The organism is Streptomyces sp. CA-106110 (genome assembly GCF_050936285.1).
Classification (GTDB): domain Bacteria; phylum Actinomycetota; class Actinomycetes; order Streptomycetales; family Streptomycetaceae; genus Streptomyces.
The window spans coordinates 2,776,806-2,800,085 of sequence record NZ_JBNJNB010000001.1; the positions used below are offsets into that span (position 1 = coordinate 2,776,806).

At 69.4% G+C, this 23,280-nt stretch carries 24 protein-coding genes and 1 pseudogene; 16 read left to right on the top strand and 9 right to left on the bottom strand.

Annotation, left to right across the window (positions count from 1 at the left end):
• The first annotated feature begins 15 nt into the window (after positions 1–15).
• Both larB and larC read left to right on the top strand, forming a co-directional pair.
• Positions 16–744, top strand: a complete 729-nt coding sequence (gene larB / locus ACQEXA_RS12805; protein ID WP_356215420.1) for a nickel pincer cofactor biosynthesis protein LarB — start codon at positions 16–18, stop codon at positions 742–744.
• On the top strand, positions 741–1,898 hold the full coding sequence (gene larC, locus ACQEXA_RS12810; RefSeq protein WP_433129875.1) for a nickel pincer cofactor biosynthesis protein LarC: 1,158 nt from the start codon (positions 741–743) through the stop codon (positions 1,896–1,898). The genes larB and larC overlap by 4 nt, the downstream gene beginning before the upstream one ends.
• 7 nt (positions 1,899–1,905) lie before the next feature.
• On the opposite strand, the gene ACQEXA_RS12815 is transcribed toward larC, so the two are convergent.
• Both ACQEXA_RS12815 and ACQEXA_RS12820 read right to left on the bottom strand, forming a co-directional pair.
• Complete coding sequence (locus tag ACQEXA_RS12815; RefSeq protein ID WP_432934797.1) at positions 1,906–2,328, bottom strand: OsmC family protein; 423 nt, start codon at positions 2,326–2,328, stop codon at positions 1,906–1,908.
• Positions 2,325–3,368, bottom strand: coding sequence for an AIR synthase related protein (locus tag ACQEXA_RS12820; protein WP_432934796.1), 1,044 nt, complete (start codon positions 3,366–3,368; stop codon positions 2,325–2,327). The genes ACQEXA_RS12815 and ACQEXA_RS12820 overlap by 4 nt, the downstream gene beginning before the upstream one ends.
• 228 nt (positions 3,369–3,596) lie before the next feature.
• Between ACQEXA_RS12820 and ACQEXA_RS12825 the strand changes: the two genes are divergently transcribed.
• The 7 genes from ACQEXA_RS12825 (at position 3,597) to ACQEXA_RS12855 (ending at position 8,028) form a co-directional block, all read left to right on the top strand.
• The gene (locus tag ACQEXA_RS12825) at positions 3,597–4,934 is read left to right on the top strand and encodes an FAD-dependent oxidoreductase (protein ID WP_432934795.1); all 1,338 of its coding nucleotides are present in this window, start codon (positions 3,597–3,599) and stop codon (positions 4,932–4,934) included.
• Position 4,935: 1 nt separating this feature from the next.
• Positions 4,936–5,193, top strand: a complete 258-nt coding sequence (locus ACQEXA_RS12830) for a hypothetical protein (RefSeq protein ID WP_432934794.1) — start codon at positions 4,936–4,938, stop codon at positions 5,191–5,193.
• 60 nt (positions 5,194–5,253) lie between these two features.
• Positions 5,254–5,742 (top strand): MSMEG_0572/Sll0783 family nitrogen starvation response protein, encoded by a 489-nt coding sequence (locus ACQEXA_RS12835; RefSeq protein ID WP_356215408.1) that lies wholly within the window; start codon positions 5,254–5,256, stop codon positions 5,740–5,742.
• 196 nt (positions 5,743–5,938) lie between these two features.
• Complete coding sequence (gene nthB / locus ACQEXA_RS12840) at positions 5,939–6,601, top strand: nitrile hydratase subunit beta (protein ID WP_432934793.1); 663 nt, start codon at positions 5,939–5,941, stop codon at positions 6,599–6,601.
• Positions 6,598–7,212: a nitrile hydratase subunit alpha gene (gene nthA / locus ACQEXA_RS12845; RefSeq protein WP_356215404.1), complete on the top strand. Its 615-nt coding sequence runs from the start codon at positions 6,598–6,600 to the stop codon at positions 7,210–7,212. Before nthB ends, nthA begins: the two co-directional genes overlap by 4 nt.
• Positions 7,209–7,589, top strand: coding sequence for a nitrile hydratase accessory protein (locus tag ACQEXA_RS12850; RefSeq protein WP_432934792.1), 381 nt, complete (start codon positions 7,209–7,211; stop codon positions 7,587–7,589). Before nthA ends, ACQEXA_RS12850 begins: the two co-directional genes overlap by 4 nt.
• A 103-nt stretch (positions 7,590–7,692) precedes the next feature.
• Entirely contained in the window at positions 7,693–8,028 is a 336-nt protein-coding gene (locus tag ACQEXA_RS12855; RefSeq protein WP_359406196.1) for a hypothetical protein, read from the top strand.
• A gap of 76 nt (positions 8,029–8,104) precedes the next feature.
• Here ACQEXA_RS12855 and ACQEXA_RS12860 read toward each other — a convergent pair whose 3' ends face one another.
• Entirely contained in the window at positions 8,105–11,293 is a 3,189-nt protein-coding gene (locus ACQEXA_RS12860; protein ID WP_433129877.1) for an ATP-binding protein, read from the bottom strand.
• A gap of 511 nt (positions 11,294–11,804) precedes the next feature.
• Here ACQEXA_RS12860 and ACQEXA_RS12865 point away from each other — a divergent pair.
• The 4 genes from ACQEXA_RS12865 (at position 11,805) to ACQEXA_RS12880 (ending at position 14,828) form a co-directional block, all read left to right on the top strand.
• A complete protein-coding gene (locus ACQEXA_RS12865) occupies positions 11,805–12,359 on the top strand; it encodes a helix-turn-helix domain-containing protein (protein ID WP_432934790.1) in 555 nt (184 codons plus the stop codon).
• 879 nt (positions 12,360–13,238) lie between these two features.
• Positions 13,239–13,604 carry a hypothetical protein gene (locus tag ACQEXA_RS12870; protein WP_432934789.1) on the top strand — a complete coding sequence of 122 codons (366 nt, stop codon included), beginning with the start codon at positions 13,239–13,241 and terminating at the stop codon, positions 13,602–13,604.
• A gap of 207 nt (positions 13,605–13,811) precedes the next feature.
• Positions 13,812–14,030 (top strand): CbtB domain-containing protein, encoded by a 219-nt coding sequence (locus ACQEXA_RS12875; protein ID WP_432934788.1) that lies wholly within the window; start codon positions 13,812–13,814, stop codon positions 14,028–14,030.
• A gap of 15 nt (positions 14,031–14,045) precedes the next feature.
• On the top strand, positions 14,046–14,828 hold the full coding sequence (locus ACQEXA_RS12880; RefSeq protein ID WP_432934787.1) for a CbtA family protein: 783 nt from the start codon (positions 14,046–14,048) through the stop codon (positions 14,826–14,828).
• 222 nt (positions 14,829–15,050) lie between these two features.
• Here the strand turns inward: ACQEXA_RS12880 and ACQEXA_RS12885 are convergent.
• From ACQEXA_RS12885 to ACQEXA_RS12895, 3 genes and pseudogenes are all read right to left on the bottom strand, one after another.
• Positions 15,051–15,558, bottom strand: a pseudogene (locus ACQEXA_RS12885) (maleylpyruvate isomerase N-terminal domain-containing protein); the annotation flags it as partial.
• A gap of 555 nt (positions 15,559–16,113) precedes the next feature.
• Positions 16,114–16,248, bottom strand: a complete 135-nt coding sequence (locus ACQEXA_RS12890) for a hypothetical protein (RefSeq protein WP_432934786.1) — start codon at positions 16,246–16,248, stop codon at positions 16,114–16,116.
• A 43-nt stretch (positions 16,249–16,291) separates the two neighbouring features.
• Positions 16,292–16,489: a hypothetical protein gene (locus ACQEXA_RS12895; RefSeq protein ID WP_432934785.1), complete on the bottom strand. Its 198-nt coding sequence runs from the start codon at positions 16,487–16,489 to the stop codon at positions 16,292–16,294.
• Positions 16,490–16,865: 376 nt separating this feature from the next.
• Between ACQEXA_RS12895 and ACQEXA_RS12900 the strand changes: the two genes are divergently transcribed.
• Positions 16,866–18,086 (top strand): metallophosphoesterase, encoded by a 1,221-nt coding sequence (locus tag ACQEXA_RS12900; RefSeq protein WP_433129879.1) that lies wholly within the window; start codon positions 16,866–16,868, stop codon positions 18,084–18,086.
• Between the two features lie 238 nt (positions 18,087–18,324).
• Positions 18,325–18,525, top strand: a complete 201-nt coding sequence (locus tag ACQEXA_RS12905) for a hypothetical protein (protein ID WP_432934783.1) — start codon at positions 18,325–18,327, stop codon at positions 18,523–18,525.
• Positions 18,526–18,638: 113 nt separating this feature from the next.
• On the opposite strand, the gene ACQEXA_RS12910 is transcribed toward ACQEXA_RS12905, so the two are convergent.
• The 3 genes from ACQEXA_RS12910 to ACQEXA_RS12920 form a co-directional block, all read right to left on the bottom strand.
• A complete protein-coding gene (locus ACQEXA_RS12910; RefSeq protein ID WP_432934782.1) occupies positions 18,639–18,929 on the bottom strand; it encodes a hypothetical protein in 291 nt (96 codons plus the stop codon).
• A gap of 865 nt (positions 18,930–19,794) precedes the next feature.
• Positions 19,795–20,442: a response regulator gene (locus ACQEXA_RS12915; protein ID WP_432934781.1), complete on the bottom strand. Its 648-nt coding sequence runs from the start codon at positions 20,440–20,442 to the stop codon at positions 19,795–19,797.
• Positions 20,433–22,430, bottom strand: a complete 1,998-nt coding sequence (locus ACQEXA_RS12920; RefSeq protein ID WP_433129881.1) for a histidine kinase — start codon at positions 22,428–22,430, stop codon at positions 20,433–20,435. Before ACQEXA_RS12920 ends, ACQEXA_RS12915 begins: the two co-directional genes overlap by 10 nt.
• A gap of 136 nt (positions 22,431–22,566) precedes the next feature.
• Between ACQEXA_RS12920 and ACQEXA_RS12925 the strand changes: the two genes are divergently transcribed.
• Entirely contained in the window at positions 22,567–23,277 is a 711-nt protein-coding gene (locus tag ACQEXA_RS12925) for a hypothetical protein (RefSeq protein ID WP_433129883.1), read from the top strand.
• The last annotated feature ends 3 nt before the right edge of the window (positions 23,278–23,280 follow it).

The following is a 23,280-nucleotide window of genomic DNA, read 5'->3' on the forward strand; positions in this document are numbered from 1 at the left end:
ATGCCGGGAGATGGTGTGAACAGCGATACGGACGGCAAGTACGGTTTCGACGACCTCGGCTTCGCGCGGCCCGACATCGGCCGCGAGGCGCGTCAGGGACTTCCGGAGATCGTGTACGGGCCGGGCAAGACGACGCAGGAGATCACCGGTCTGGTGCGTCACTTCCTGGCCCGCAACAGTGGTCCCGTTCTGGTGACGAGGGTGGAATCCGAGGTCGCCGCCACGGTCCTGGCCGAGGTGCCGGACGGCACGTACGACCGGGCGGGTCGGCTCCTGTGCTGGCGGCGGGCCGCCCTCCTGGACTTCCGGGTCGTCGTGGTGTCGGCGGGGACCGCCGACGGTCCCGTCGCCGCGGAGGCGGTCGCAGTGGCCTCGGCGATCGGGCTCGAGGTCGAGAGGATCGCGGATGTGGGGGTGGCCGGCATCCACCGGTTGCTGGCCGTGTCGGACGCGCTCCACCGTGCGGACACCGTGGTGTGCGTCGCCGGCATGGAAGGAGCCCTGGCCAGTGTCGTCGGCGGTCTGGTGGGGTGCCCGGTGATCGCCGTGCCCACGTCGGTGGGTTACGGTGCCAACCTCGCGGGAGTGACCGCCCTGTTGGCGATGTTGTCCTCGTGCGCGGCGGGGATGACCGTGGTGAACATCGATTCCGGCTTCTCCGCTGCGATGGCCGCGTTCCGGATCGCCCGGGCCTCCGTGCCGTCCGCGGCGGCCATGACCCGTGAGGAACCGCGCCCGGCATGATCCTTTGGCTGAATCCGGTGAGTGGCCTGTCGGGGGACATGGGCGTGGGCACGCTGCTCGCGCTCGGCGCCCCGCTGGACGAGATGCGTGCCATCGTGGCGTCCACCGGACTGTCCGGCTGGGCACTCGACGCCGAGCGGGTCATGACGGGCGGGCTGACCGCCACGCGTGCCGTGGTCACCGTCGACGACGACGCGCCGTCACGGCGGGCCGCCGAACTGCTCGCCATCGTGCGGCAGGCACGACCCGAGCCCGTGGCCGCGCTCGCGGCCAGGGCCATCTCCGCGATCGCGCGGGTCGAAGCCCGCTTGCACGGCGAGGACGCACGCCAGGTGCACCTGCACGAGATCGGTGGCCTCGACACGGTGGTCGACACCGTCGCCTTCGCTGCGGGCCTGCACCTGCTGGGTATCACCGCCGTGCGGTCGGCTCCGCTGACGCTGGGCACCGGGACGGTGCGGACCCGGCACGGAGTCCTTCCGCTGCCCGCCCCGGCCACGGTCGCCCTGCTGGCCGAGGCGCAGGCGCAGATCACCGGCGCGGCGATCGACGGCGAGACGGTGACACCCACCGGGGCGGCGCTGTTGCTGGCGGCGGCCGCCAGTTACGGACCGGTGCCGCCTATGGCGGTGAAAGCCGTCGGCTACGGCGCGGGAACACGGGTCGTGGAGGACCGGCCGAACGTCACACAGGGACTGCTCGGTACGCCCCAGGCTTCGCTGTCCACCGAGATCCTCCTCGAAACCAATGTGGACGATGTGACGGGTGAGGTGCTGGGCCATCTGATTCGCCGTGCTCTCGACGCCGGAGCCGCCGACGCCTGGGTTTCGGCGATCACGATGAAGAAGGGCCGCCCCGCGCACACGGTGCACGTGCTCGCGCCCCTGCATCGCATGGCAGACCTGGAGGAGGTCATCTTCACGGAGACCGGAACGCTGGGCCTGCGCAGGACAGCGGTGGACAAGGTGGCGCTCGAGCGCAGAACATCCGTGATCGACCTGCGAGGGCATGCGATTCGCGTCAAACACGGGGTGTGGGGGGCCAAACCGGAGCACGAGGACGTGGTCGCCGCGGCCTCAGCACTCGGCCGGCCGGCGCGCGAGGTCGCTCAACTGGCCCTGCAGTCCTTGCAGGACCAGTCGGACCAGCGATGACGCCGCGTCAGGCGTCCGGCACCTCGGCCCGGTGCCGCTCCTCGGCCAGGGCGACCTCGATCTCGGGGGCCCGCCGCAGCGTGTTCGTCACGTAGCAGACCTTTTCCGCCGCCGTGATGAGCTGTGTCAGGGCGGCTCGTTCACATCCCGAGGAAACCTCAATGCGCACCGAGGCGAAACGCGGGCCGTCGTACACACCCGTCGCGGTGACCCGCAGATCGACCAGCTCAACCCCCTGCCGCGCCGCACAGTAGGCGAGGGCCACGGTGAAGCAGGATGAGACGGAGGCGAGGAGCAGGTCCGTGGGCTGCGGCCCCTGGTCGCTCCCGCCGACGGATCGTGGCTCATCCACGGTCAACGGGAATCCGCCGGCATCGACCGTGCAGCGCAGGCCTTCCTCCCAGGTCGCCCGGACCGACCGACTCCTCACGGAGCACCCCCCGTCGTCTGCGGCGCGTCGGGTGACAGGTCGGGCGACGTCCGGTCCAGGCGGGTCACCGGCGAGTCCGTCACGGCCATCACGGTCTCGGTCTGGTCGCCGAGGCGCAGTGAGACCGTTCCCGAATCGTCGATCTCCCCGATCACGGAGGCGACAAGGCCTCTGTCGCGGAACGGCGCTGCGCAGTCCTCTTCGCGGCCGGCCGGAACGCACAACAGGAATGCGAAACTCGGGAAACAGGTCAGCCACGCCGACAGGGACACGCCCTCGGGTGTGGGCAGGGCGTCGAGGTCGACCGTGGCTCCGTGGCCACCCCATTCGAGGAGCATGGCGAGCGAACCGACCAGTCCGGCCATGCTGACGTCCTTGGCGGCCACGCACGCGCCGGACTCGGCCACGGAGGCCAGGACGCGCACGTCGCCGGCGCAGCGTTTCCCGCGGGCTTCGAACGACCGGAAGAACGGGAAGTCGGTGCGCATCTCGCCGTCCACGGCGCAGGCGAGCATCAGCCGCTGCCCCGGGGACACCCGGGTGATCGTGAGCGCCTGGGTCGTCACGCCCACACCGAACGCCGACACCGAGGGCGATCCCGTGTGCGGGGTCAGATGACCGCCCAGGATCGGAACGTCGTAGAGCTCGCACGCGTGGCGCATGCCCTCGAGCACCGTCCTGGCCACCTGCTCGTTCGCCACGATGGTGTCCACGATGCCAAGAGGGAGGGCTCCCATCGCGGCGAGGTCGTTGACGTTGGTGAGTACCGCGGCAACTCCCGCGCCGTACGGGTCGGTTGCCACGAACTGCGGCAGCAGGGCCTCCCCACAGGCCACGACGGTGGAGCCGAGGGCGTCCACCACGGCCCCGTCGTCGCCGGGGCCGGTCAGCCAGTCGGTCCTGCCGAGCACCTCGGTGACCAACCCGATCGCGGATTTGTTCGCGATGCCGGGATGGGTGCGTACGGCATCCACAATGCCGGCGAGCAGGCCCTGACGCGTGGGCGAGTCCTTCGAAGGCCCGGTGTGCACTGGGGACATGTCGGTCGTCCTTTCCTGAGCGGACCGCCACATGCTTCCATAGTGCATGGATCTTTACTATAGGCAACGTCATGCGGGGGCGTGAGGCGTCACCTCGCGAACGCGAACGGCACGGGAACTCGGTCGCGCACGGCTTCTTGACAACGGGCTATGAGTATAGTCAACTCCCGTCATCTATAGTGCACACCCTCCGGGGGGCGTCCTCCCGAGTGGCCAAGAGGAGTGCTGGTGCCGCACAAGACCGTAGTGGTGGGTGGAGGAGCGGCGGGGCTGGGCGCCGCCGGAGGAGTCAAGGCGGCCGACCCCGCCAACGAAGTAGTGGTGTACACGCAGTTCGAGGACGTCGCCTACAGCCCGTGCGGCATCCCGTATGTGCACGGCAAGGAGATCGAAACCTTCGAAGCGCTGTTCCTGGCGGAGAAGGAGGCCTACGTCCGCGCGGGCATCGACGTGCACTATCAGACGGAAGTCACCGCGATCGACGTCCGCAGGAAGACCATCCAAGTGGCGGGTGAGGGCGAGGTCTCGTGGGACCGGCTGGTGATCGCGACCGGCTTCCACTACGCCGATCCCGGGGTGCCGGGCAGTGACCTCGACGGTCTCTACTACGTGAAGAACATCCGTCAGGCGATGGAGTGGGACAAGGTCATCGACCGGGCGAAGGTGGCCGTCGTGGTGAACGCCACGCCGCTCGGCCTGGAGATGGTCACCGCGCTGGCGCACCGCGGAATCGAGACCCATCTGATCGACCCGCACCCGTGGCCGCTGGCCGAGATGGCGGACCCGGACATCATGGCCCCCGTCGAGGAGTCCTGGCGCGAACTCGGGGTCAAGCTGCACTTCAACACGACCCTCAAGGCGTTCCTCGGTTCCGGACGCGTGCGCAGCGTACTGACCTCGCAGGGAGAGCTGCCCGCGGACTTCGCCGTCGTCGCGACCCACAAGGAGCCGGAGAACAGGCTGGCCGCGCAGGCCGGTCTCAAGACTGGGCCGACCGGCGGACTGATCGTCGACGAGCGGATGGCGACGTCTGCCCGGGATGTCTTCGCCGCGGGCGACTGCGCGGAACTGCCGCACGGGGTGACCGGTGTCGGACTGCAGGGCCTGACCGGAAGCCACGCCTACGCACAGGGAAAGGTCGCCGGATTCAACGCCGGCGGCGGTTCCAAGAGCTACCAGCCGGTGTACATCCCCTGGGGAACACCGGCCGGCAAGTGGATCATCGGCGGGGCGTCCTTCGGCGAGACGACCGCGAAGGCGCTCGGCATCCCGTACGTGCTCGGTGCCGCGGACGGCATCTCTCGGGCCCGGTACTACCCGGGTGTGAAGAAGGTCCGGGTCAAGCTGCTGGCCGAGCCCGGATCGCTCCGCCTCATCGGAGCCCAGATGGTCGGCGGCGAGGGCATCAAGGAGCGGGCCGACTTCCTGGCCACCGCCATCAAGTTCGGGCTCACCCTCAACGACCTCGCGGTCATGGAGAACGTGTACTCGCCGGCGATCGGCGCGCTGAACGAACCCATCGCCGTCGCGGCTCAGAACGGCGTGAACGCCGCACGAAAGGGCTGACATGGCTTTCGCCAGGTGGCTGCGCACCAACTCCGAGCACTACCTTCTCGTCGCCGCGCAGCAACAGGTCGCACAGCAGTACGGTGCACGTCGGCCTCGGCCGCCGGAGGGACTCAAGGACTTCTTCTGGCTGCGCATCTTCGCACCCATCTATCGGCTCCTGCCCTGGGCCTTCCGCGCCTGGGTCCTCAAGCTCATGCCGGGAAGCCACCGCAAGCAGTGGCCGGCCGCCAGGCGGCCGGCCGGCCCGGCGGTGTGACGGCGGCCCGCAGAGCAGGAGATGCAGCACACCACTCACAACCCGCAAGGAGGAAAGCGCATGCCGAAGACCATCACCACCGAACTCCCCAACGAAGGCGAGACGCTGTACAACTCGGACGAGAAGCTCTTCGACGACATTCAGGCGAATCCGGGTGAGAAGGCGTACATCTTCATCCACACGGTGCCCTACGAGGGTTCGGTCGGACTGGTGAACCTGCTCACCACGACCCGTCTGCTGCGCAAGGGCTTCGACGTCTCGGTCATCCTGTACGGCCCGGGCGTGCTCCTCGCCTCCGGCACCCGCGGCTACCCGGCGGTGGGCCAGGAGGCGTTCCCCGGCCACATGGCGATCAGCAACCAGCTGAAGACGATCCTCAAGGAGGGCGGCAAGATCTACGCCTGCCGCTTCGCTCTGGGCGCGCTGTACGGTTTCCGCGAGGACGACCTGATCCCCGGTGTGACACCGTTCCACCCGCTGGACGTGCTCGACACGGCGCTCACGGCATGGCGGGAGAAGGCCTTCCAGATGAACACCTGGACGGTCTGAGCTTCGTGCTCGGTCTCGGGGTGGGGCGCCGGCAGGATCCGGGCCGGTGTCCCGCCCCCGTTCGATCCGGTCGGGATCGCATCCGAGGGGGCGGCACGCCCCTGCAGACGCGCCGCGGTGGTCGGCGGCCCCACGCCACGGCGGTTGCGAACGGTGAGTTCCGGCTTCACACGGGATGGTGGAAAGGTGGCGTACGTTGGACGGGATTCATGACATGGGGGGCATGCACGGGTGGGGAGATCTTGCGCCCCCGCTTCCCGAACCGGTGTTCGCGGAACGCTGGGAAGGCAGGGCCTTCGCGCTGTCCCTGCTGTCCATGCGGCTGTCAGGCAGGAACCTCGACGCCTTCCGGCACGCGTTGGAGAGGCTGCAGCCGATCGACTACCTCGTCGACGGCTACTACGGGCGGTGGCTGCACGCGGCAGAGCTCCTGCTCACCGACAGCAACATCATCGCCAAGGACGCGGTGGACGCGCGGATCAGGGCACACGCCGGCGAGAAGATCGAGGAACCTCCGGTCCCCGAACCCACCAAGCCCGACTACCAGCCGACCGGACCGGGGTCGCTGCGCTCGATCGACGATCCACCGAAGTTCTCGGTCGGGGAACGGGTGATGACCAAGGACCTCCAGACCGCCGGCCACACCAAGCTGGCCCGCTATCTGCGGCGGCGTCCCTGCCTGATCCAGTCGATCCGTCCCGCGGCCCTGCTGCCGGACACGCACGCCCACTTCCTCGGTGAAAACGCCCAGCACGTATACGCGGTGACCTTTGATTCGCAGGAGCTGTGGGGCGCGGAAGCGGAGAAGTTCGAACTGACCGCGGACCTGTACGAGAGCTACCTGGAGGCTGTGGCGTGAGCGACGACCCGATCGCCAACCGCGCACCGATCGCCGTGCGCACCGAAGCACTCGAGCAACTGCTCGTCGAGCGCGGCCTGGTGGACCCGGCGGTGATGGAGAAATTCATCCAGACCTACGAGCGTGACGTCGGCCCCCTCAACGGTGCGAAGGTGGTGGCCCGAGCCTGGACCGATACGGAGTACCGCGAGCGCCTCCTCGCAGAGGGAACCTCTGCGATCAAGGAGTTGGGCTTCGGCGGTCCGCAGGGCGAACACATCGTCGTGGTCGAGAACACCCCGGCCGTGCACAACGTCGTGGTGTGCACCCTGTGCTCCTGTTACCCCTGGCCGGTGCTCGGACTGCCGCCCAGCTGGTACAAGGACCCTGCCTACCGTGCCCGCGTGGTGCGGGAGCCGCGTACGGTGCTGGCCGAAATGGGACTCACCCTGGACGACGACGTCGAGATCAGGATCTGGGACAGCAGCTCAGAAGTGCGCTACATGGTGCTGCCGGAACGTCCGGCCGGTACGGAGAACCTGTCGGAGGACGAGCTGGTCGCCTTGGTGAGCCGGGACTCGATGGTCGGTGTGGCCAGGGCGTCCGCGAGCCCGGAAGGCGATGTGCAATGACCTGCCCGACCTCGAATTCCGTACAGCAGAGTTTGCTGGAGACCGAAGGAAAGACCGCGCTTCCCCGGCAGAACGGCGAGCTGCTGTTCGCCGAACCCTGGGAGAGCCGTGCGTTCGGGCTGGCCGTGACCCTGCACGATCAGCGCGCCTTCGAGTGGGAGGACTTCCGCCGCCGGCTCATCGCGCGCATCAACGAGTGGGAAGCCGATCCGGCCGACGAGCAGTGGAGTTATTACTGCTGCTGGCTGCAAGCGCTGGAAGACGTCGTCATCGGCACCGGAGTGCTTTCCGCGGACGAAGTGATCGATCGCGTGGAAACGCTGGCCAACCGGCCGGCCGGCTACGACCACGGCCACGAGCACGCACACAGTCACTGACGTCATCGTCGTCGTATCGGTGGGCCCCCGGGTAGCGCACGTCGTCCGGGGGCCCTTTCCCATGGCGGTGACGGCAGGCACGCGAGGGCGCCGAGGAGGAACCATGCACAGCAACGAACCAGGAATGACAGCACAGGACATGCGAATGACACGGGCTCGCTGGCGTCTTGCCGAGGAGCGGCTGTACCCGCTGGCCCTGTCCAACCCTGAGGCGTATCAACGGGCCGTACAGCGCGTCGGGAGGGTGCTCGCCGAGCTTCGGACCAACTGCCTGAGCATAGAGGACCTGTTGGGCGTCGACGGCAAGCCCGAGGAGTCGCTCTCCGCGGATGCGATGGAGCAACCGGACGACTTCATCCATGCACGAACCGTGCTGGAGGCGGCCTGCGCGTTGCGCCTTGTCGAACTCGCAGCACAGGGTGCGAGCGCCCGCGAGTGAGCGTGCACCGCAAACACCGGCCGGCGCAGCAAGCCGCGCTCTTCGCCCGCCGGGGCGAAGGCTTGCTGCGCCCCGGTCAGCGGGATCGGACGAGTAAGGGGAGCCGGCCATGAGCAACGAAGGAGCTCCGTAGCTCGGCCGGCAGGCCCTGCGCGATCCGTTCGACCGCCTGCTGGGCGTCGCGCGGGGTCCCCACACTCGCCACCACCAGGTCCGACCCGGTCAGCAGCGCCGTGCGCGCCGCTTCCTCGCGACGTTCGAGGTGCCACAGCGCAAGAGCCTCGTACTTCGTGGACGAGGCGTTCCGCGCCGTCTGCAGCAGGGCCTCGGCAGCGGTCGTGTCCCAACGGGCCTGCATCTCCAGGAGGCGCAGTTCGGCGCGCGGCCGGAACGGCATGCTTCCCTGGAGCAGGGGGACAGCGGCGGCCACCTGTGCGGCAGCGTCGTCCTCCCTCCCCAGCACGAGATCGCAGTCGGCCAGTGCCAGCCGCGCGTGCATCTCCTGCTCGAGCTCGAGTGCGTCGCCCCGGCGAGTGGACTCGATGGCACGTTCGGCGATCTCCCTGGCCCGGCCCACCTCGCCGAGCTCCCGCCACAGCCACGACATCGCGGTGTCGATGCCGGCGCGGTAGTACGTCACTCCGGCCGCGTCGATCAGACGGCGCGCCCGCTCGAGCGCGCGCAACCCGCCCGTGAAGTCACCCGCGTCACCGCGCGCGAGCGCGGTGAAGAACAGGCTTTGCAGCAACGGGCGCAGCAACCCGGTGCCCTGGCAGAGGAGCACCGCACGCTCCAGGACCCGACGGGCGTCGACGAAGCGGTCGAGGTGCTGGAGCATGGCCCCCTTCTGGGCGAGGGCCATGGCCTTGGTCGCTTCGTCGGTCTGAGCCGACAACACCTGCTCGTAGGCCTCGGCAGCCTCCGCGTAGTCGCCGTCCCAGTGACGGACCCGGCCCAGCAAGAGCAACGAACTCGGCAGTGCTCCAGGGGCGGCCGCGGCCGACTCTGCAAGATGGCTGGCGCGGGATGCCAGGTCGACGGCGGCGAGGGCGTCGCGGGCATACAGGGCGGTCCAACCGAGCTGCTCCAGGGAGCGGGCCTCCAGCCCCTCGTCCCCGAGTTCCCTGGCCAGCCCGATGGTGGTCGAGAGGTCCTCCCGTGCGGCGTCGTACCGCCCCAGATCGGCCCGGACCTGGCCGCGGCGGAGCCGGACCGATGCGAGCAGCCTGCGGTCTCCCGACCGTGTCACTGAGGCGAGCGCCTCCGTGAGCAGCCGCTCGGCTTCGAGGTTGGAAAACGCCAGGTGGGCGGCGTCCGCGGCCCGCAACCACGCTTCAACGGCCGGAGCCCAGTCACCTGCCGCCACCAACTGGTGTGCCGCCGCCTCCGGTTGGGCGGCGAGAAGCTTCGCCGCGCGCCGGTGCCGGCTGATGCGCACGGGCTCGGACGCAGAGTCGTAGGCCACTTTGCGGATGATGTGGCCGGAGAAGCGGAAGGTCTCGCCACTGGGCTCGAGCAGGCCGGCGCGTTGTGCCTTCTCGGCCCGGCGGATGCACTCCTCGACGCCCAGGTCCCCCAGGGCGGCCACATCGTCAAGGGAGAATGCGACTCCGAGGATGGCCCCCAGCTGGAGCAGGAGCCCGACGTCCCTCCCCGCGTGGCTGATTCGGCGGGCGACGGCATCGCGGAGGGACGTAGGCATGTGCTCCGGCGGGCTGTGACCCGCCGCGGAAAGCTCGTGGCCGGGTCGGAGGAGTTCTGTGACGTAATACGGAGACCCGCCGGTCCACTCGTACAACCAGTCCGCGTCGACGGGCAGTCCGGCCTCCATGGCGAGGGTGCGCACGGCGGCACGGGAGAGCGGCCCGATGCCGATGCGCGTCACGGACCCTTCGAGCGAATCCGTGATGTGCGAGGCCTCGGCCGCTTCCAGCGTCCCGAGGATGAGCAGCCGGCACCCTGTCACCCGCGTGGTGAGGAAGTGCAGGGCCTCGATGGTCGACTGTCCGGCGTGCTGCAGCTCCTCGATGATCAGCAGAACGGGGTGCGACTCGGTGAGCCGTCCGAGGACCGCTGCGAGGGCCTCCAGGGTCCTGCGGTGTTCCGTCTCGGGCGTACCCCGTTCATAGCGCTCGTAGTTCACCGGTCCGATGAGCCGGGCGACCTCCGGCACCAGCTCGGACAAGGGGCCGTTCCACCCGCGGAACAGCTCCCGCGCGGCCTGCGGGGTCTGCCATGCGATGACACTGCGGAGTGCCTCGACGAACGGCTGGAGAAACAGCGAACGTTCGGCTTCGAAGCACCCCGTTGTCACGACCAGGGCCCCACTGGCACTCACCTGTCGGGCGAGTGCCGAGGTCAGAGAGCTCTTTCCCACGCCGGACTCGCCCACCAGCAGAACGACCTGACCGTGACCGAGGACGGCCTCCGACCATCGGTCGAGAAGGCTCTGCAGTTCTGTGTCCCGCCCCACGAGCGAGGACGTCGCAGTCCGTGGGCGTCCTGCGATGGCGCGGCTGGGAGTGGACGGGGGCTCACCGCGGAGCACCGACAGGTACAGCGCCTGGGTGACGGGGGCCGGATCGGCGCCGAGGTCCTCGGCCAGAGACGACCGCAGACGCTCGTATGCGGCCAGCGCGGCACCGGATTCGCCCCCGAGCCGATAGGCGCGCATGACGGCCCGGCAGGCCTCCTCGTCGAACGGGTCACTGGTCAACGCGGCAGATGCGGCCTCGACAGCTGTCCTGACCTCGCCCATTTCAAGCGCGGCGGTCCAACTGCACGCGCGTGCACGTCGCAGAAGACCATCGACGACCTGACGCACCTCGTGGACCCAGGGCGCGTCCGGCTCGTTCGCCAACGGTTTATCCGCTGCCAGCAGGCCTGCGGCACTGGCAGCGGCTGTTGCCGCCACTGCGCACACACCACGCGCCTGCTCACGCTCCGCCGTGCGCACGTAGCGTTCCGCTTCGGCCAGGTCGACGGTGAGGCTCTCGTCGGTGATCAGCCGGTAGCCCCCGGGCCCGCCTTCGATGCGCTGCCGGCCGAGGGAACGGCGCAAGCGGCTGATCAGGGCCGCGATGTTGCGATCCGCCTTGTCCGGTGGCCCGTCGGCCCACAGTGCCTCGATGAGCAGCGACAGCGGCAGGAACTGGCCGGGGTGTGCGGCGAGCACCGTGAGGAGGCGCCCGGCCTTGCCTGCCGGAATGGGCTTCAGGGGGTCGCCCTCTATCCGGAAGGAGCCGATGAGACGCAAACGCACCATATTCGACCGCATCTCCTGCACCCAGGGGCCTCCTACGTCCAGCAGAGTAGTTGCGCCATTACCCGGTGTCTGCCCTCTCCCCGTCCCTTGTGTCCGCACGTTGCGAGGTGCTGCAACACCGGCCCGGCGGGGGGAGGCATCGTCATGGCTGTGAGAGCGCTCCGCGGATATCGCAAGAGGGAACCACCATGTGCCGCGATACCGCAAGCGTCGCGCCTGAACGATCCGCGATCACGTACCTCCGGCCCCGGCTGGCGACCACACCCGCGTTCGACCAGCGGCAGCCGAGCGCCTGCTCCGTTGCACCGGCGTCCCGGCCCACCGGCCGCGGAAGGAACTGCGAAGTCGAACTGAGTGCCCCATCCGACTCGATCCATCTACTAAAGTAGGTCTTCAGGACGAGTGACGACCAAGGAGCGAGCGCGTGGCGACACGACATACGGCGGCTGCGCCGGCCGAGCCGTCCGGTGAGTCGGGTACCAGCGGGCCGGTACCTCATTGGCAAGCCGTCGTGAGCGCCATCGGGCCCAAAGTCCGGGAGCTGAGGGGGCAGCTGGGGCTGTCCCTCCAGCAGCTGGCCAGCCGGGCAGAGGTCAGTGCGGCCGCGATCTACAAGATCGAGCGGAGCAACATGGTGCCCACGGTCACCACCTTGCTGAAGCTTGCCTCCGCTTTGGAGCGGCCCGTCGGCTATTTCATAGAGGAAGAGACCACCGACCCGGCCTCAGCCGTCTACACCCCAGCGGACGAGCGCAGGGTGATGAAAACACGCCGAACCGGCGTCGAACTGGCGGACATCTCCGGTCCCGCCGAGCGGTTCCGCGTCAACGGCGTGATCGCGACCCTTCCTCCTGGCTCCCGTGGCAGCGAATGGTCTCCGGCCCAGTCCGGCGAGGAACTGGTACTCGTGCTCGACGGTGCGGTCGACTTCACGGTGGGGGAACAGGAGTTTTCGCTGAAGCAGGGAGATGCCCTGCACTACCTTGCCTCGTGCAGGTACGTGTGGACGAACCCGAAAACCGGCTCCGCGACCCTGGCATGGATCAAACTCCACGACGACGCCTGAGCCCGGCCTCCGGACGGCATGCCCTCTAGGCCGTGTTTGAGAACTAGCGCCGTCCGCCCGTAGGGCGGGGCTCGCGGCGTCTAGTGCGTGCAATCGCAAGGCGGTGGGGGCACCTCCCAGCGGTAGCTGGTAGAGATCATCCTCGTACTGGACGTACTTGGATGACTCCGACAACACAGCGAGTGTGCGTGCCAGGCGTCGCGAGCCAGGCGGGAGTTCTCAAACACGGCCTAGCTGCCTGCCGGGCTGCTGCACCGGCGCCCGAAGTCCCGGGGCCCGTCGGTAGCCGGTCCCGCAGATGGGGCGTGACCGGCCGGACGGCCGTGGCGACGGCGTCGACTCGGACGGGGCGACGTGGGGCTGGCACGCGGTGACGACCGCGGGAGAGCACGTCCTGCCCGCCGTGCCTGCCGGGTTTCGCGAGCGCATTCTTCTCGTGATGGCCGGGCGGCCGGCGGCGTCGCTGTACAGGCGATCCGTTCCCCACACGCTCGTGGCCGTCGCCCCCGGGAGGCCGAGGACGTTCACCTCGAGCGGACCACCTGGCTGCTGCGCGAAACGGGCTCCGGCACCCGCGTCACCAGCGGGACGCCGCCGGCCGGCCCCGAGGCGGAGCCTCCCCGCCTGACGGCGCACGCAGGCTGACGCACGGCTGCCCCGGCCCGCGCCGTTGCAGCCTCCCGGTAGGGCTTGCCAGGACTGTGGCGACGGACATCGTCATCACTGCGTCAGTACGTTGAGGGGCGTTGCACGGCGCTGCAATCCGCGTGCAACACCGAAGCCAAGAATCAGCTTTCACTCAGTCGGGTCCGGCCCCGAGCCGACTCTGCGGGCCGCCCACCGACTGACCGAGCCGCACTCTTGACCGAGGAGCACCACATGCCACGGCACCCCGGGATGTCCCGCGCCGACGACTGGCAGCCATGCCCGAAGCCATGCGCCTTCAGCCGCTCGCTCCGCACCCACCACGACAGCCTGCTCAGCGTGGACAGTGACCCCGGCGCAGTCCTCGAGCTCATGGAACTTGCCGTGACCTGGCGTGAACTGGACTACTCCGGCACGCAGGTCATCCCGCCGGCCCAGTGGCTGGACTTCCTCGACTGCCACCAGTGGCGCGACCCCGACCTGGTCGAACGCATCTTCAGCCTGGCCACCGACATCGCACAGCGCCCCACCCGCCGCCCCCATCACGAAACCGCATCGTCCCCGAGCGTCCTCAGGCTCGCCCCCGCGCACGTCTCCTGACGCCTGCGGCAGCCGCCGAAGGCAGCCCGGAAAGACCAGCACCGGACCTCAGACCGGCAAGCCAAGCAGCGACCCCGGGCCTCGCGAACGTCACCATCCGGATCGCGAGGCCGGGCGACTGCTCACGGTGGCCGGAATGCACCTGCTGACGGAGAAAGCACGAAACGGATCCATACGGGGCCTGGGAGCCCCGTGAAGGAGGTACAGATGTCCCTGCACACGGCGCAGCAGACCAGTTCGGAGATCCTCACCGATGCCACCGACCTCACCCGGGACTGGCTCATCGCCGGAGCTGCGGTGATCGTCGCGCTGCTCGCCCTCTACGCGGTGTTCATCGACGACGGCTCACTCGTCTCGGCGACGGGCGCCTACCTGCACGAATTCACGCACGACGGCCGGCACCTCCTCGGTGCCCCCTGCCACTGATCGGGGCCTGCAGCCATGTCCACTGTCCTTCCCTTTCTGCGGCGCGGGCTGGCCGCCGGTGCACTGGCAGGCCTTGCCACCGGCCTGTTCTCACTCTTGCTCACCGAGCCTCTGATGGATCGTGCGGTCCGCCTGGAAGAACAAAGCCAAGGAGCGCAGCAGCACCGCCATGGGCAGGATGCGACGGTAGCCGTCGTACACCACCATGAGGAACTGTTCTCCCGGGGTGCCCAACATTTCGGGCTGGTCGTCACCGCGGTCATTGCCGGGTTGGCCCTCGGCGCCCTCTTCGGTGTGGCGTACGCCCTGGTGCATCGGCGCTCCGATCCGGCCGTCGGGGCGTGGCCGCGCGCCATGAGCCTGGCTGGAGCAGGGTTTGTGGCGCTCTCGTTGCTGCCCGGCCTTCGCTACCCGGCCAGCCCGCCTGGCGTGGGGGACTCGGGAACGGTTCGCGACCGGCAGTTGGTGTGGCTGGCCGCGGTGGTGATCGGGGTCTTGGGCGTCCTGTTGGCCTGGCAGGTCGGCCGACGCCTGGCCGACCGGTCGGCACCACGCCGGCACGTGGCGGTGGCCTGTACGCTCCTGGCGATCCTGGCCGTCTTGTTCACCTTGCCTGACAATCCGGACGCGGTGACGGTGCCGGCGACACTGGTCTGGGACTTCCGCCTGCAGTCCCTGGCTGCCCAGACCCTGCTGTGGGCGGTGCTCGGCGCGGTGTTCGGGGCGCTGGGGCTGCGCGCCGACTCGCGTGCGGTGCGGACGGTGAACGCGACCGCGCCTCAGTCCGCGCCTGCTTGACGGTCCGTCAGCATCCTGCACATTGTGCTCACACAGCGCTCTTGCCGTCGGCGCGCGGCACCGCTGAGAGCGTCGCGCGCTCCGGCGAGGCGGCCCGAGGCGTCCAGGGGAACCTGGGCGAAGATCGCGGTCAGCGGCACCGAGGGGCACCACGGCATGGCTGCAGCCGTTCGCGGGAGGCGTGCTCTTGGGGCACACGGGGTGGCGCATCGTCACGTCCTGCTCATCCGGGTCCCGGGCTATGAGCCGGTCGAAGAGACCTCGGTCGCCGCCGAGTTGCAGGGAGTCCACCGGAATACGGCCGTACAGGGCGAGGACCAGCGCACCGGCCGTGCCCCGGGCGGAGGCGTCGGCCGCCGCCAGGTCCTCGCCGGCAGCGGTGGCGGGCATGGTCCCGGGCGTGGGGAGGCGGGCAGCCCGTGCGCCGTCGGCGGAAAAGCCAGAGGCGCCATGAGCGGCCCTCGGTGGCGTGGTAATCGACGGCAGCGGGCTTGTGCGGCCAGGCGCCCGTCATTGCGCAGCAGGTGGAGAGGAACTCGTCGACACCGTCGAGTGCCACCTCGTCCGCCAGCGGCTGCGGCGTGCCCAGGGCGACCTGGGCGTCGTAAGTGTGCATCACGATCTCCTGGAGCTGGTGCCGGGCGACCGCACCGCAGGTCTGCGGCAACTGCGAGGTACCCCACCACGTCCAGCAACCGCGATCCGGGCCGGCTTCCCGCAGGACGTCCAGCCGCGAACAGATCAGCGAACTCGTGAACGCCGCCGGCGACCGACATGCTCCGCAAGGCCGACGGCAAGCAGAAGAACCGGCAGTACCGCGCCCTCGGGCTACGCATGACGTACCGTGCCGCACAACACAAAGCGCTGGTCGAGATCCCTCCCGACCAGCGCCTTACTGGAGTCGCAAGTGTGTCCGAGGGGCGAGTTGACGGCTGACGATACAGCCGCGATCGCGCAAGGACGACTGGCGGTTCGCCTGAGCAGCTGACAGGCACATCACCCGAAAGCGGGCGGCGCAGCCGCGGCTACCTCGCCAGGCACGTCTCGCGTGTCACGGTGGGCGTCGTTGCGTCGCAACCTGTCGGATCCCTTTGGCGGCCCGCCTCGCCCGCACCCTCACCGAGCGAGGCGAGCCACATGCCGCAGACGGCGTCCTGTTCAGACCGGTTGCGGGGGCACCTGCTCCAGTCGACAACCGCGCAGGCGGGCGCGGAGGCGGACACGCAACAGCGCAGCCGCCTCCACGTCGTACAACGGCGTGCGCACATGGACGCACACAACCCCTCTAATCGACGACACTCAGGCCCAGATCACCGACGACATGAACTCCGTCAGCGCCGACTCCGTCCACCCCGGCGTCGCCTATCAGGTCTGGGACCGTATCGACGAAGACGACTCCGCCAAGGTCTACGACGGACATGCCTACATCTCCGTCACCTGCGACGGCCGGCGGCACTGGTCAATCAGCGCAGAATGCCGTGCGCCGGCCAGAGATTGGCCTCGTGCGGGCGCCCTTCCTGGAACATCTTCGGTATGTCCCTGCCGTGTGCGGTCGTCTCCTTGGCGAGCGTGGTCACGTCCGGCTTCCAGTCATGGCCACGCAGCCACTGGTCCGGTGACACGTCCGGTCCGCCCTGAAAGAAGCACAGTTTCCGTGTCATTCAGCACCGTGCGCGGCCGTTCAGGCGAGAACCATGACAAGCATCCACTGCCCACTCGGGCGCTCGCTACCAACCTGGGTATTAACGCCGGTTCGCTACTCGGCCTTCACTACACGTGCCTCGTTTCCCGTGACCCGTACGGAACTACTCGATCTGACTACCGCCTGAGGCGCAGCTTGCCGCCGACAGCTCAGCCGGGGGTCTAACGCTGAGCGGTGCGGCGGCGGTCGCCTCCCCCACACGAATCGATGCGCCGTTTGCCATCCCGCACAGAACCCTTCGCCCCAAGGGGCCGCGCTTATGAACGCCGGTCCGGCCGGCCCCAGGGTGACCGGATACAGTGCGCGAGACGGCAGCCTGGTCAGGGAGGGGAAGCGTGACCGCCACCAGCAACACCCGGCCCGCCGAGGGTGAAGCGCGAGCGCCGCGGCAGAGCCGACTGCACCGCCTGATGCGCTACATCCCCCGGATCGCCCCCGTCCTGCTGTGGGCCGTGCCCTGCTGGGTGCTCCTGCACACCGGCCAGCACTGGCCGCTGGCCGTGACGCTGGTCGGCACCGCCCTGTTCGTCCTCGGCCTCGTCGGTATGCCGCTCGCGATGGTGCGCGGCCACGGCCGGCGCCAGCAGGACCGGGCGGCGATCATCGGTGACACCCTGCTGGGTGCCAGTTGGGTTCTGTTCACCTGGTCCGTTCTGCTCGGCGTCCCATTGTGGCTCGTCCTGACCGCGGCCGGCGTCGGCGAGAGTCAGGAGCGGGCTCGAATTGTCACTTGGGCTGTCCTCGGCGTAACCGCCGTACTGCTCGCCTGGGGGTACGCCGAGGCCCGCCGCGTGCCACGCGTGCGCAGACTCGATGTGCAACTCCCGCGACTGGGTGCCGGGTTGGACGGCATCCGCGTCGTCCTCATCACCGACACCCACTACGGCCCACTCGATCGGGCTCGCTGGTCGGCACGGGTATGCGAGACGGTGAACACTCTGGAAGCCGACCTGGTCTGCCACACCGGCGACATCGCGGACGGCACAGCCGAACGCCGCCGCGCCCAGGCCGTCCCACTCGGTACCGTGCAGGCCGCCCATGCCCGTGTATACGTCACCGGCAACCACGAGTACTACAGCGAGGCCCAGGGCTGGGTCGACCTGATGGACGAGCTGGGCTGGGAGCCGCTGCGCAACCGCCATCTGCTGCTCGAACGCGGAGGCGACACCCTCGTGGTCGCCGGCGTGGATGACGTCACCGCCGAGTCTTCCGGCCTGGCAGGCCACCGCGCCCACCTGGCCGGAGCTTTGAACGGCGCCGACCCCGACCTGCCCGTCCTGCTCCTGGCACACCAGCCCAAGTTCGTCGACCGGGCGGCAGCCGACGGCATCGACCTCCAACTCTCCGGCCACACCCACGGCGGCCAGATCTGGCCCTTCCACCACCTGGTCCGCATCGACCAGCCCGCCCTCGCCGGCCTCAGCCACCACGGCACCCGCACCCTCCTCTACACCAGCCGCGGCACCGGCTTCTGGGGCCCGCCGTTCCGCGTCTTCGCCCCCAGCGAGATCACCCTGCTCGTGCTCCGCTCCCCGCACCTGCCCGCCTCGCCGTAGCACTGGGCGGGCCGACACATCCGCTTGGAGCAGTGCACGAGCCGAGGGGTGCGGCGTCGACAGATGACCATGCCCGTCTCGCTGAGGACAAAATCCGGCCCATTCCCGGGCTAACGGCTCCAACGAGCCATACGTGGCAACGTTTTACGCAGGTCAGCGACGCGTGACGCCTGTACCACCAGCAGACGAAGAAGCTGCTGGGCACTCAGCGCAAGTGGCTGACCATGGATACCTGGAGATGCAACGCACGGGTCCGCTGCACGATCGGGTGCCGTCTGAACTGGCTTGCCCTGTGGGGCGGGTGGGAAGGATGTCGCTGTGCCGAAGCCGTATCCGGAAGAGTTCCGCGAGGATGTTCATCGACATCCTGCAAGGCATGCATGACCTGCGCGTCACCATCGGCGAGGCGTCCGGACCGGAAGACCAAGCCGACGGCTGACCCGCAAGAGCACGATCTGCGGCGGCACCCTCACACCGGACGTGCTGTTCTTCGCCGAAGCCGTTCCGCGGCAGCGGGCCGAACACTGCCGCAACCTGGTCCGTGAAGCGGCCTCACTCAGCGCGGTGCACCGCAGCGCCGGCCGGGCTCCTGCGGGTGGTACCGATGCGCCTGTTTCTCGTCCTGGCGTTGCGCGGCAGGGGGGCCTGCCCACCCGATGCACTATCGGCGGCGGCCTGGGACGCACACCGGTTGGCGTCCCTCCGCAGCGCGGAGAGCCGCTGCCCGGCGCCGCCAAGGGACCTGAGCTGTTCGGCGGTCAGCTCCAGCGCCTCCAGGTCGGCACGCGGGGCCGCAACGTCGACCTCCAGACGGGCCCGCGCGGTGGGGGGAGCGGCGAGCACCGGGCTGATTGCGGGCGGACCCGCGGTCCTCGGGGCCTGCTGCTGGTGGCTCTCCCGGCTGGCACCGGCCTCGACGGTGCTGACCGGGGCGCCGTCGGCGGCCGGTGCGGGGACGGGCCCGGACGGTGACCGTGCCCAGGCTCGCGGGGGCGGCGCCGGTGGGCGGCGGGTCGGCCGGGGGTAGTCGAGGATGACTCCCGGAGCTGGCAGCCACGGCCTTGCGGGGGATCGACGTCCCCGGAGTTGCCGAACGGCGACCACTGGCCCCACAGGTCGGCCGTGGCGACCTGCCAACGAGCGCTTCCGCCGGGGCACTGGGTGTCGGTGACGGATACCGCCCGGGTGCCCGGCCCGGCGGACGGCGCGATGATCGGCTGCCGCCAGCGCCCGCTGTCGTCGACGTCCGGGTTACCGGCCGGTGCCCGGTCGTCTCCAAGTCTTTCGCGCGGTCGGCGAGCGCGGCGACCGACTCGTGGGCCTGGTACAGGGCGTCAGGAGCGGGCCAGGTGGCCATGCTGGTCTGTTCAAACCTTGACGATCGTTACCGCCGTAACCGAGGTCGGCCACAACCCTGGCCCGTACTCCCACCGCAACGGTTACAAGGTCGACATGTTCAAGCAGGATGGGTGCCTGGACCGGTACATCTTCAGCCACTTCAAGCGGGCCAGCGCCCGTAAGGACGTCACAAGCTCTGCAAGTCGGCGGCTGGCAACGTGTACGTCCGCGAGATGAACCATTGGGACGTCCTCTACGGCCGCGCCTGACTGTCCGCTCACGCATCGCGTGACGGCATGCACGCGAAGCTCCGGGCGTGCAGATTTCTCTTGGCGACAGCGGGCGCGTCACCAGCCAAGTTGGAAAGGGATCACTGCCAACGCAGGAACTGGAGCACCGCCTGCACCCGCCGGTGCTCGCGCTCGCTCTGCTCCAGGCCGAGCTTGGTGAAGACGCTGCGTACGTAGCCCTCGATCGTCTTGGGGCTCAGGACCAACTCCTCGGACAATGCGGCGTTGGTCAGCCCCTGGGCCATCAGCGCCAGCACCTCCCGCTCGCGGTCGGTCAGTGTGGTGAGCGGGTCACGTTCCCGTCGCCGGCCGACCAGTCTGGACACGAGTTCGGCGTCGATCACGACCTCTCCACCGGCGACGCGTCGTACGTCGACGGCGAAGGCACCGAGGTCGGACACCCGGTCCTTGAGCAGGTAGCCGACCGCACCGTCGAACTCTTCCATGAGCCGTAGCGCGTGATGCACCTCGACGTACTGCGACAACAGCATCAGCCCGACCTGCGGCGCGAACGATCGGATCTCGGCCGCGGCCTCGATGCCCTCGTCCGCGAAGCCCGGCGGCATCCGCAGGTCGGTGATCACTACGTCCGGTGGTTCGCGGCGGACGAGACCGACCAGCTCGGCACTGTTCCGGGCCTGGGCCACCACGTCGAAGCCTTCCTCGGCGAGGATGCGCGCCATCCCCTCACGGAAGAGGACCGCGTCGTCGGCGACAATCACTCGCACGGCAGCACCGCCCTGACCCGGGTTCCCCCGTCGGAGGGGCTGTCGACCTGGAGGTCACCGCCGAGTGCGGCGAGGCGATCCGCCAACCCCTGCAGCCCCGTTGCCGGTCCTGGGCGTGCGCCGCCACGACCGTCGTCGGTGACCTCCACGCACAGCCCGCCGTCGACCGGGGCCACGTCGACGACGACCACGCTCGCGCCCGAGTAGCGTGCGGCGTTGGTGAGCGCCTCGCTCACCACGTAGTACGCCGTCGCCTCGATGTCGCGCGGCAGGCGACCGGCGCCGGTCACGTGCAGTCGCACCGGGATCGCCGACCGGTCGGCGAGGGCGGCGAGCGCGGGCTCGAGACCCGACTGGGCCAGCACCATCGGGTGCAGGCCACGGGCCAGCTCACGCAGTTCGGCAGTGGCCTCCAGTAACTGCGCCCGCGCCTGTTTGACCCGATCCGCCATCGCCGTGCCGCCGACCTCCGCCTGCTTGGCCAGGGCGCCGAGTTCCAGCCCCAGGGTCACGAGCCGTTGCTGTGCACCGTCGTGGAGGTCGCGCTCGATGCGCCGGCGGGCCGCGTCCTCGGCGGTGACGATCCGGCGGGCCGCCGCCTGGATCTCCTGCGCCTGTTGCTGCTGCACGATGATCAGCCCGGTCTGCGCGACCAGGTCCGACAGCAGACGGACCTCCGTGGCGCTGAGCGACTCCCCTGCCGGCTTGCGGACCGTGATCGCGCCGCGCACGGTACCGCGGTGGACGACAGGCCGGACCAGCCGGCGCGGTCCGTCCAGCCCAGCGAGCATTGCCGGGCCCGCATCGACCGTCGCAGTCGGCCACCGGCCCCGCGGCACCAGACGATGCTCGTCGCCCACCCACACGACAACCTCGCTGGCGCCGACCGCGCCAGCGACCGTGGCCGCGACGGCGTCGAGCAGGTCCTGCGGCGGGTCCTCGAGGTGGGCCGACAACCGGGACAGCGTTTCATATGGCGTCGCGCGATGCCCGTAGACGAGGCGATCCGCCAGGCGCTGGGCCCGCCGCCGCAGCGGCTCGAACGCAACCGCGACAACGGCCGTCGTGACCAGCGCCAGCACTCGTTCGTCAGCCGGAACCACGGCTCCCGCACCGACCACGATCGCCACGTACGCGGCCATGATCAGCAGCAGCATGGCCCCGACAACGAGGGACTTGTTGATGACCGGGTCGATGTCGTAGAGCCGGAACTTGAGAATCGCGAACCCGGCGACGACCGGGATCAACGGGAGCGCGAGCAGGCCCGGCACCGGGCTGCCGAACGCCAGCAAGCCGGCCACCAGCAACACGATCCCCGCGACCACCGCGAACACGAGCCAGCGCATCTGGCGCGCCTCGTCGCCACGAGCGCGGCGGACACGCACCACGATCGCGACAGTCCACAGCACCTGGAAGACAAGGTAGCTGTACTGGGCGTACTCCCAGACACGGTCTGCCACTTCGCTGCCAGGGACAGCCAGCGGGTGCGGAGCAGCCAGTCCTATCCGGTCGTACTCCACCGGCCACAGCGCCGACACCACCGCGAGTACGACCGCGACCGCCATCATCGCGACCACGGCGAACCGCCACCGGGGTGACGGGAGCCGCCCGTCGGGGAACGCCATGAACGTCCACCCGGCCAGCGCGATCGCCAGCGGCAACGGCCACACCCCGACCCAGCCGAGCCAGGAGGCCCCGGCCAGGGGGCCGTCGTGCAGGCCGTACTGGCGGCCGAAGAACATCACCGCGTGCAGCACGCCGGTCGCGACGAAAAGCCAGCCCTCCGGGTGCCGCGGCCGCATCCGGACGATGTACAGGCCCACGGCGGTGAAGGAGGCGCCGATCAGCCCGTTGTGCACGTTCTCCAAGTGGAAGCCGAGGTACCAGCCGTAGCCGACGAGGGTCGCGACCACCAGCGCCACCAGCGCTGCTCCGGCTTCGCGGACCGTCGGTGGTGCCTGGTCATGTGCCTCCGTGGCCGCTGACATGAAGCCATGCTGGCACAGCGGCAACGCTCATGGATGAGGGTTTCCCCTGGTCGAAGTGCAGGGTGCGCACCGTATCCCGGAACCCCTGGGAGGGACACGGTGGGACCACCGACTCGTCCCGACCGAAGGAGTCACCATGAGCACGTCGACTCGGATCCACATCCAACTGTCCAGCGCCGGACACCCCGAGCGGGTCGCCGGGCCCCTCCTGGTGCTGGGCGGGGCCGCCTTCTTCGCAGGCGGCGCCATCCACCCCGGTGACAGTGGTAAGGGATCGAAGGTCTCCCAACTCCACGACATGCTGGTCGACTCGATGTGGTACCCCTCGCACGCGTTGTTGCTGGCCGCGATGGCGTGCTTCGCGGCCGCGATCCTCGGGTTCCGGCGCCGCGGCGGTCTCGGCTCCGCCATGGCCACGGTGACCGGCGTCGTGTCCGTCATCGCCGTCGTCGCCACGATCGGGATGACGCTGCACCTGTTCGCCGCTCTCGGTGCGGACGGAATCGCCGGTGGCGAGAAGACGCTCCTTTACCACATGCAGACGTGGAACGAGACGATCGTCGATCCGCTGTGGGGCCTGGGCATCGCAACCCTCGCCGTCGCCGGCGGCCTCACGCGCACCCTCGGCAACCCGATCACGCTCGCGCTCGGCCTCGTCGGGGGGCTGGCCTACGCGCTGGCGTCCGCCACGATCGCGTTCACCGACCGCTTCGACGCGCTGTTTCCGCTGGCCTCACTCATCGGGATCTGGGCCGTCGTGGCCGGCCTCATGATGTCGCCGCGGAAGTCCCGATCCGGGGGCTCCGCATCTGCCCCGGATCTCGACCGGGCCGAGACCTCCAACTGAGAG

Excerpts from the sequence above, each read along its gene's own strand:
- ACQEXA_RS12830 (WP_432934794.1), top strand. The coding sequence starts at position 4,936 with ATGGCTTTCGCCAGGTGGCTGCGCACCAACTCCGAGCACTACCTTCTC.
- ACQEXA_RS12860 (WP_433129877.1), bottom strand. The coding sequence starts at position 11,293 with ATGGTGCGTTTGCGTCTCATCGGCTCCTTCCGGATAGAGGGCGACCCC.
- ACQEXA_RS12890 (WP_432934786.1), bottom strand. The coding sequence starts at position 16,248 with ATGTCCGTCGTAGACCTTGGCGGAGTCGTCTTCGTCGATACGGTCCCA.
- ACQEXA_RS12835 (WP_356215408.1), top strand. The coding sequence starts at position 5,254 with ATGCCGAAGACCATCACCACCGAACTCCCCAACGAAGGCGAGACGCTG.
- ACQEXA_RS12925 (WP_433129883.1), top strand. The coding sequence starts at position 22,567 with ATGAGCACGTCGACTCGGATCCACATCCAACTGTCCAGCGCCGGACAC.
- ACQEXA_RS12820 (WP_432934796.1), bottom strand. The coding sequence starts at position 3,368 with ATGTCCCCAGTGCACACCGGGCCTTCGAAGGACTCGCCCACGCGTCAG.
- ACQEXA_RS12905 (WP_432934783.1), top strand. The coding sequence starts at position 18,325 with ATGCAACGCACGGGTCCGCTGCACGATCGGGTGCCGTCTGAACTGGCT.
- ACQEXA_RS12895 (WP_432934785.1), bottom strand. The coding sequence starts at position 16,489 with ATGACACGGAAACTGTGCTTCTTTCAGGGCGGACCGGACGTGTCACCG.
- ACQEXA_RS12875 (WP_432934788.1), top strand. The coding sequence starts at position 13,812 with ATGTCCCTGCACACGGCGCAGCAGACCAGTTCGGAGATCCTCACCGAT.
- ACQEXA_RS12855 (WP_359406196.1), top strand. The coding sequence starts at position 7,693 with ATGCACAGCAACGAACCAGGAATGACAGCACAGGACATGCGAATGACA.
- ACQEXA_RS12870 (WP_432934789.1), top strand. The coding sequence starts at position 13,239 with ATGCCACGGCACCCCGGGATGTCCCGCGCCGACGACTGGCAGCCATGC.
- ACQEXA_RS12850 (WP_432934792.1), top strand. The coding sequence starts at position 7,209 with ATGACCTGCCCGACCTCGAATTCCGTACAGCAGAGTTTGCTGGAGACC.
- ACQEXA_RS12920 (WP_433129881.1), bottom strand. The coding sequence starts at position 22,430 with ATGTCAGCGGCCACGGAGGCACATGACCAGGCACCACCGACGGTCCGC.
- larC (WP_433129875.1), top strand. The coding sequence starts at position 741 with ATGATCCTTTGGCTGAATCCGGTGAGTGGCCTGTCGGGGGACATGGGC.
- ACQEXA_RS12880 (WP_432934787.1), top strand. The coding sequence starts at position 14,046 with ATGTCCACTGTCCTTCCCTTTCTGCGGCGCGGGCTGGCCGCCGGTGCA.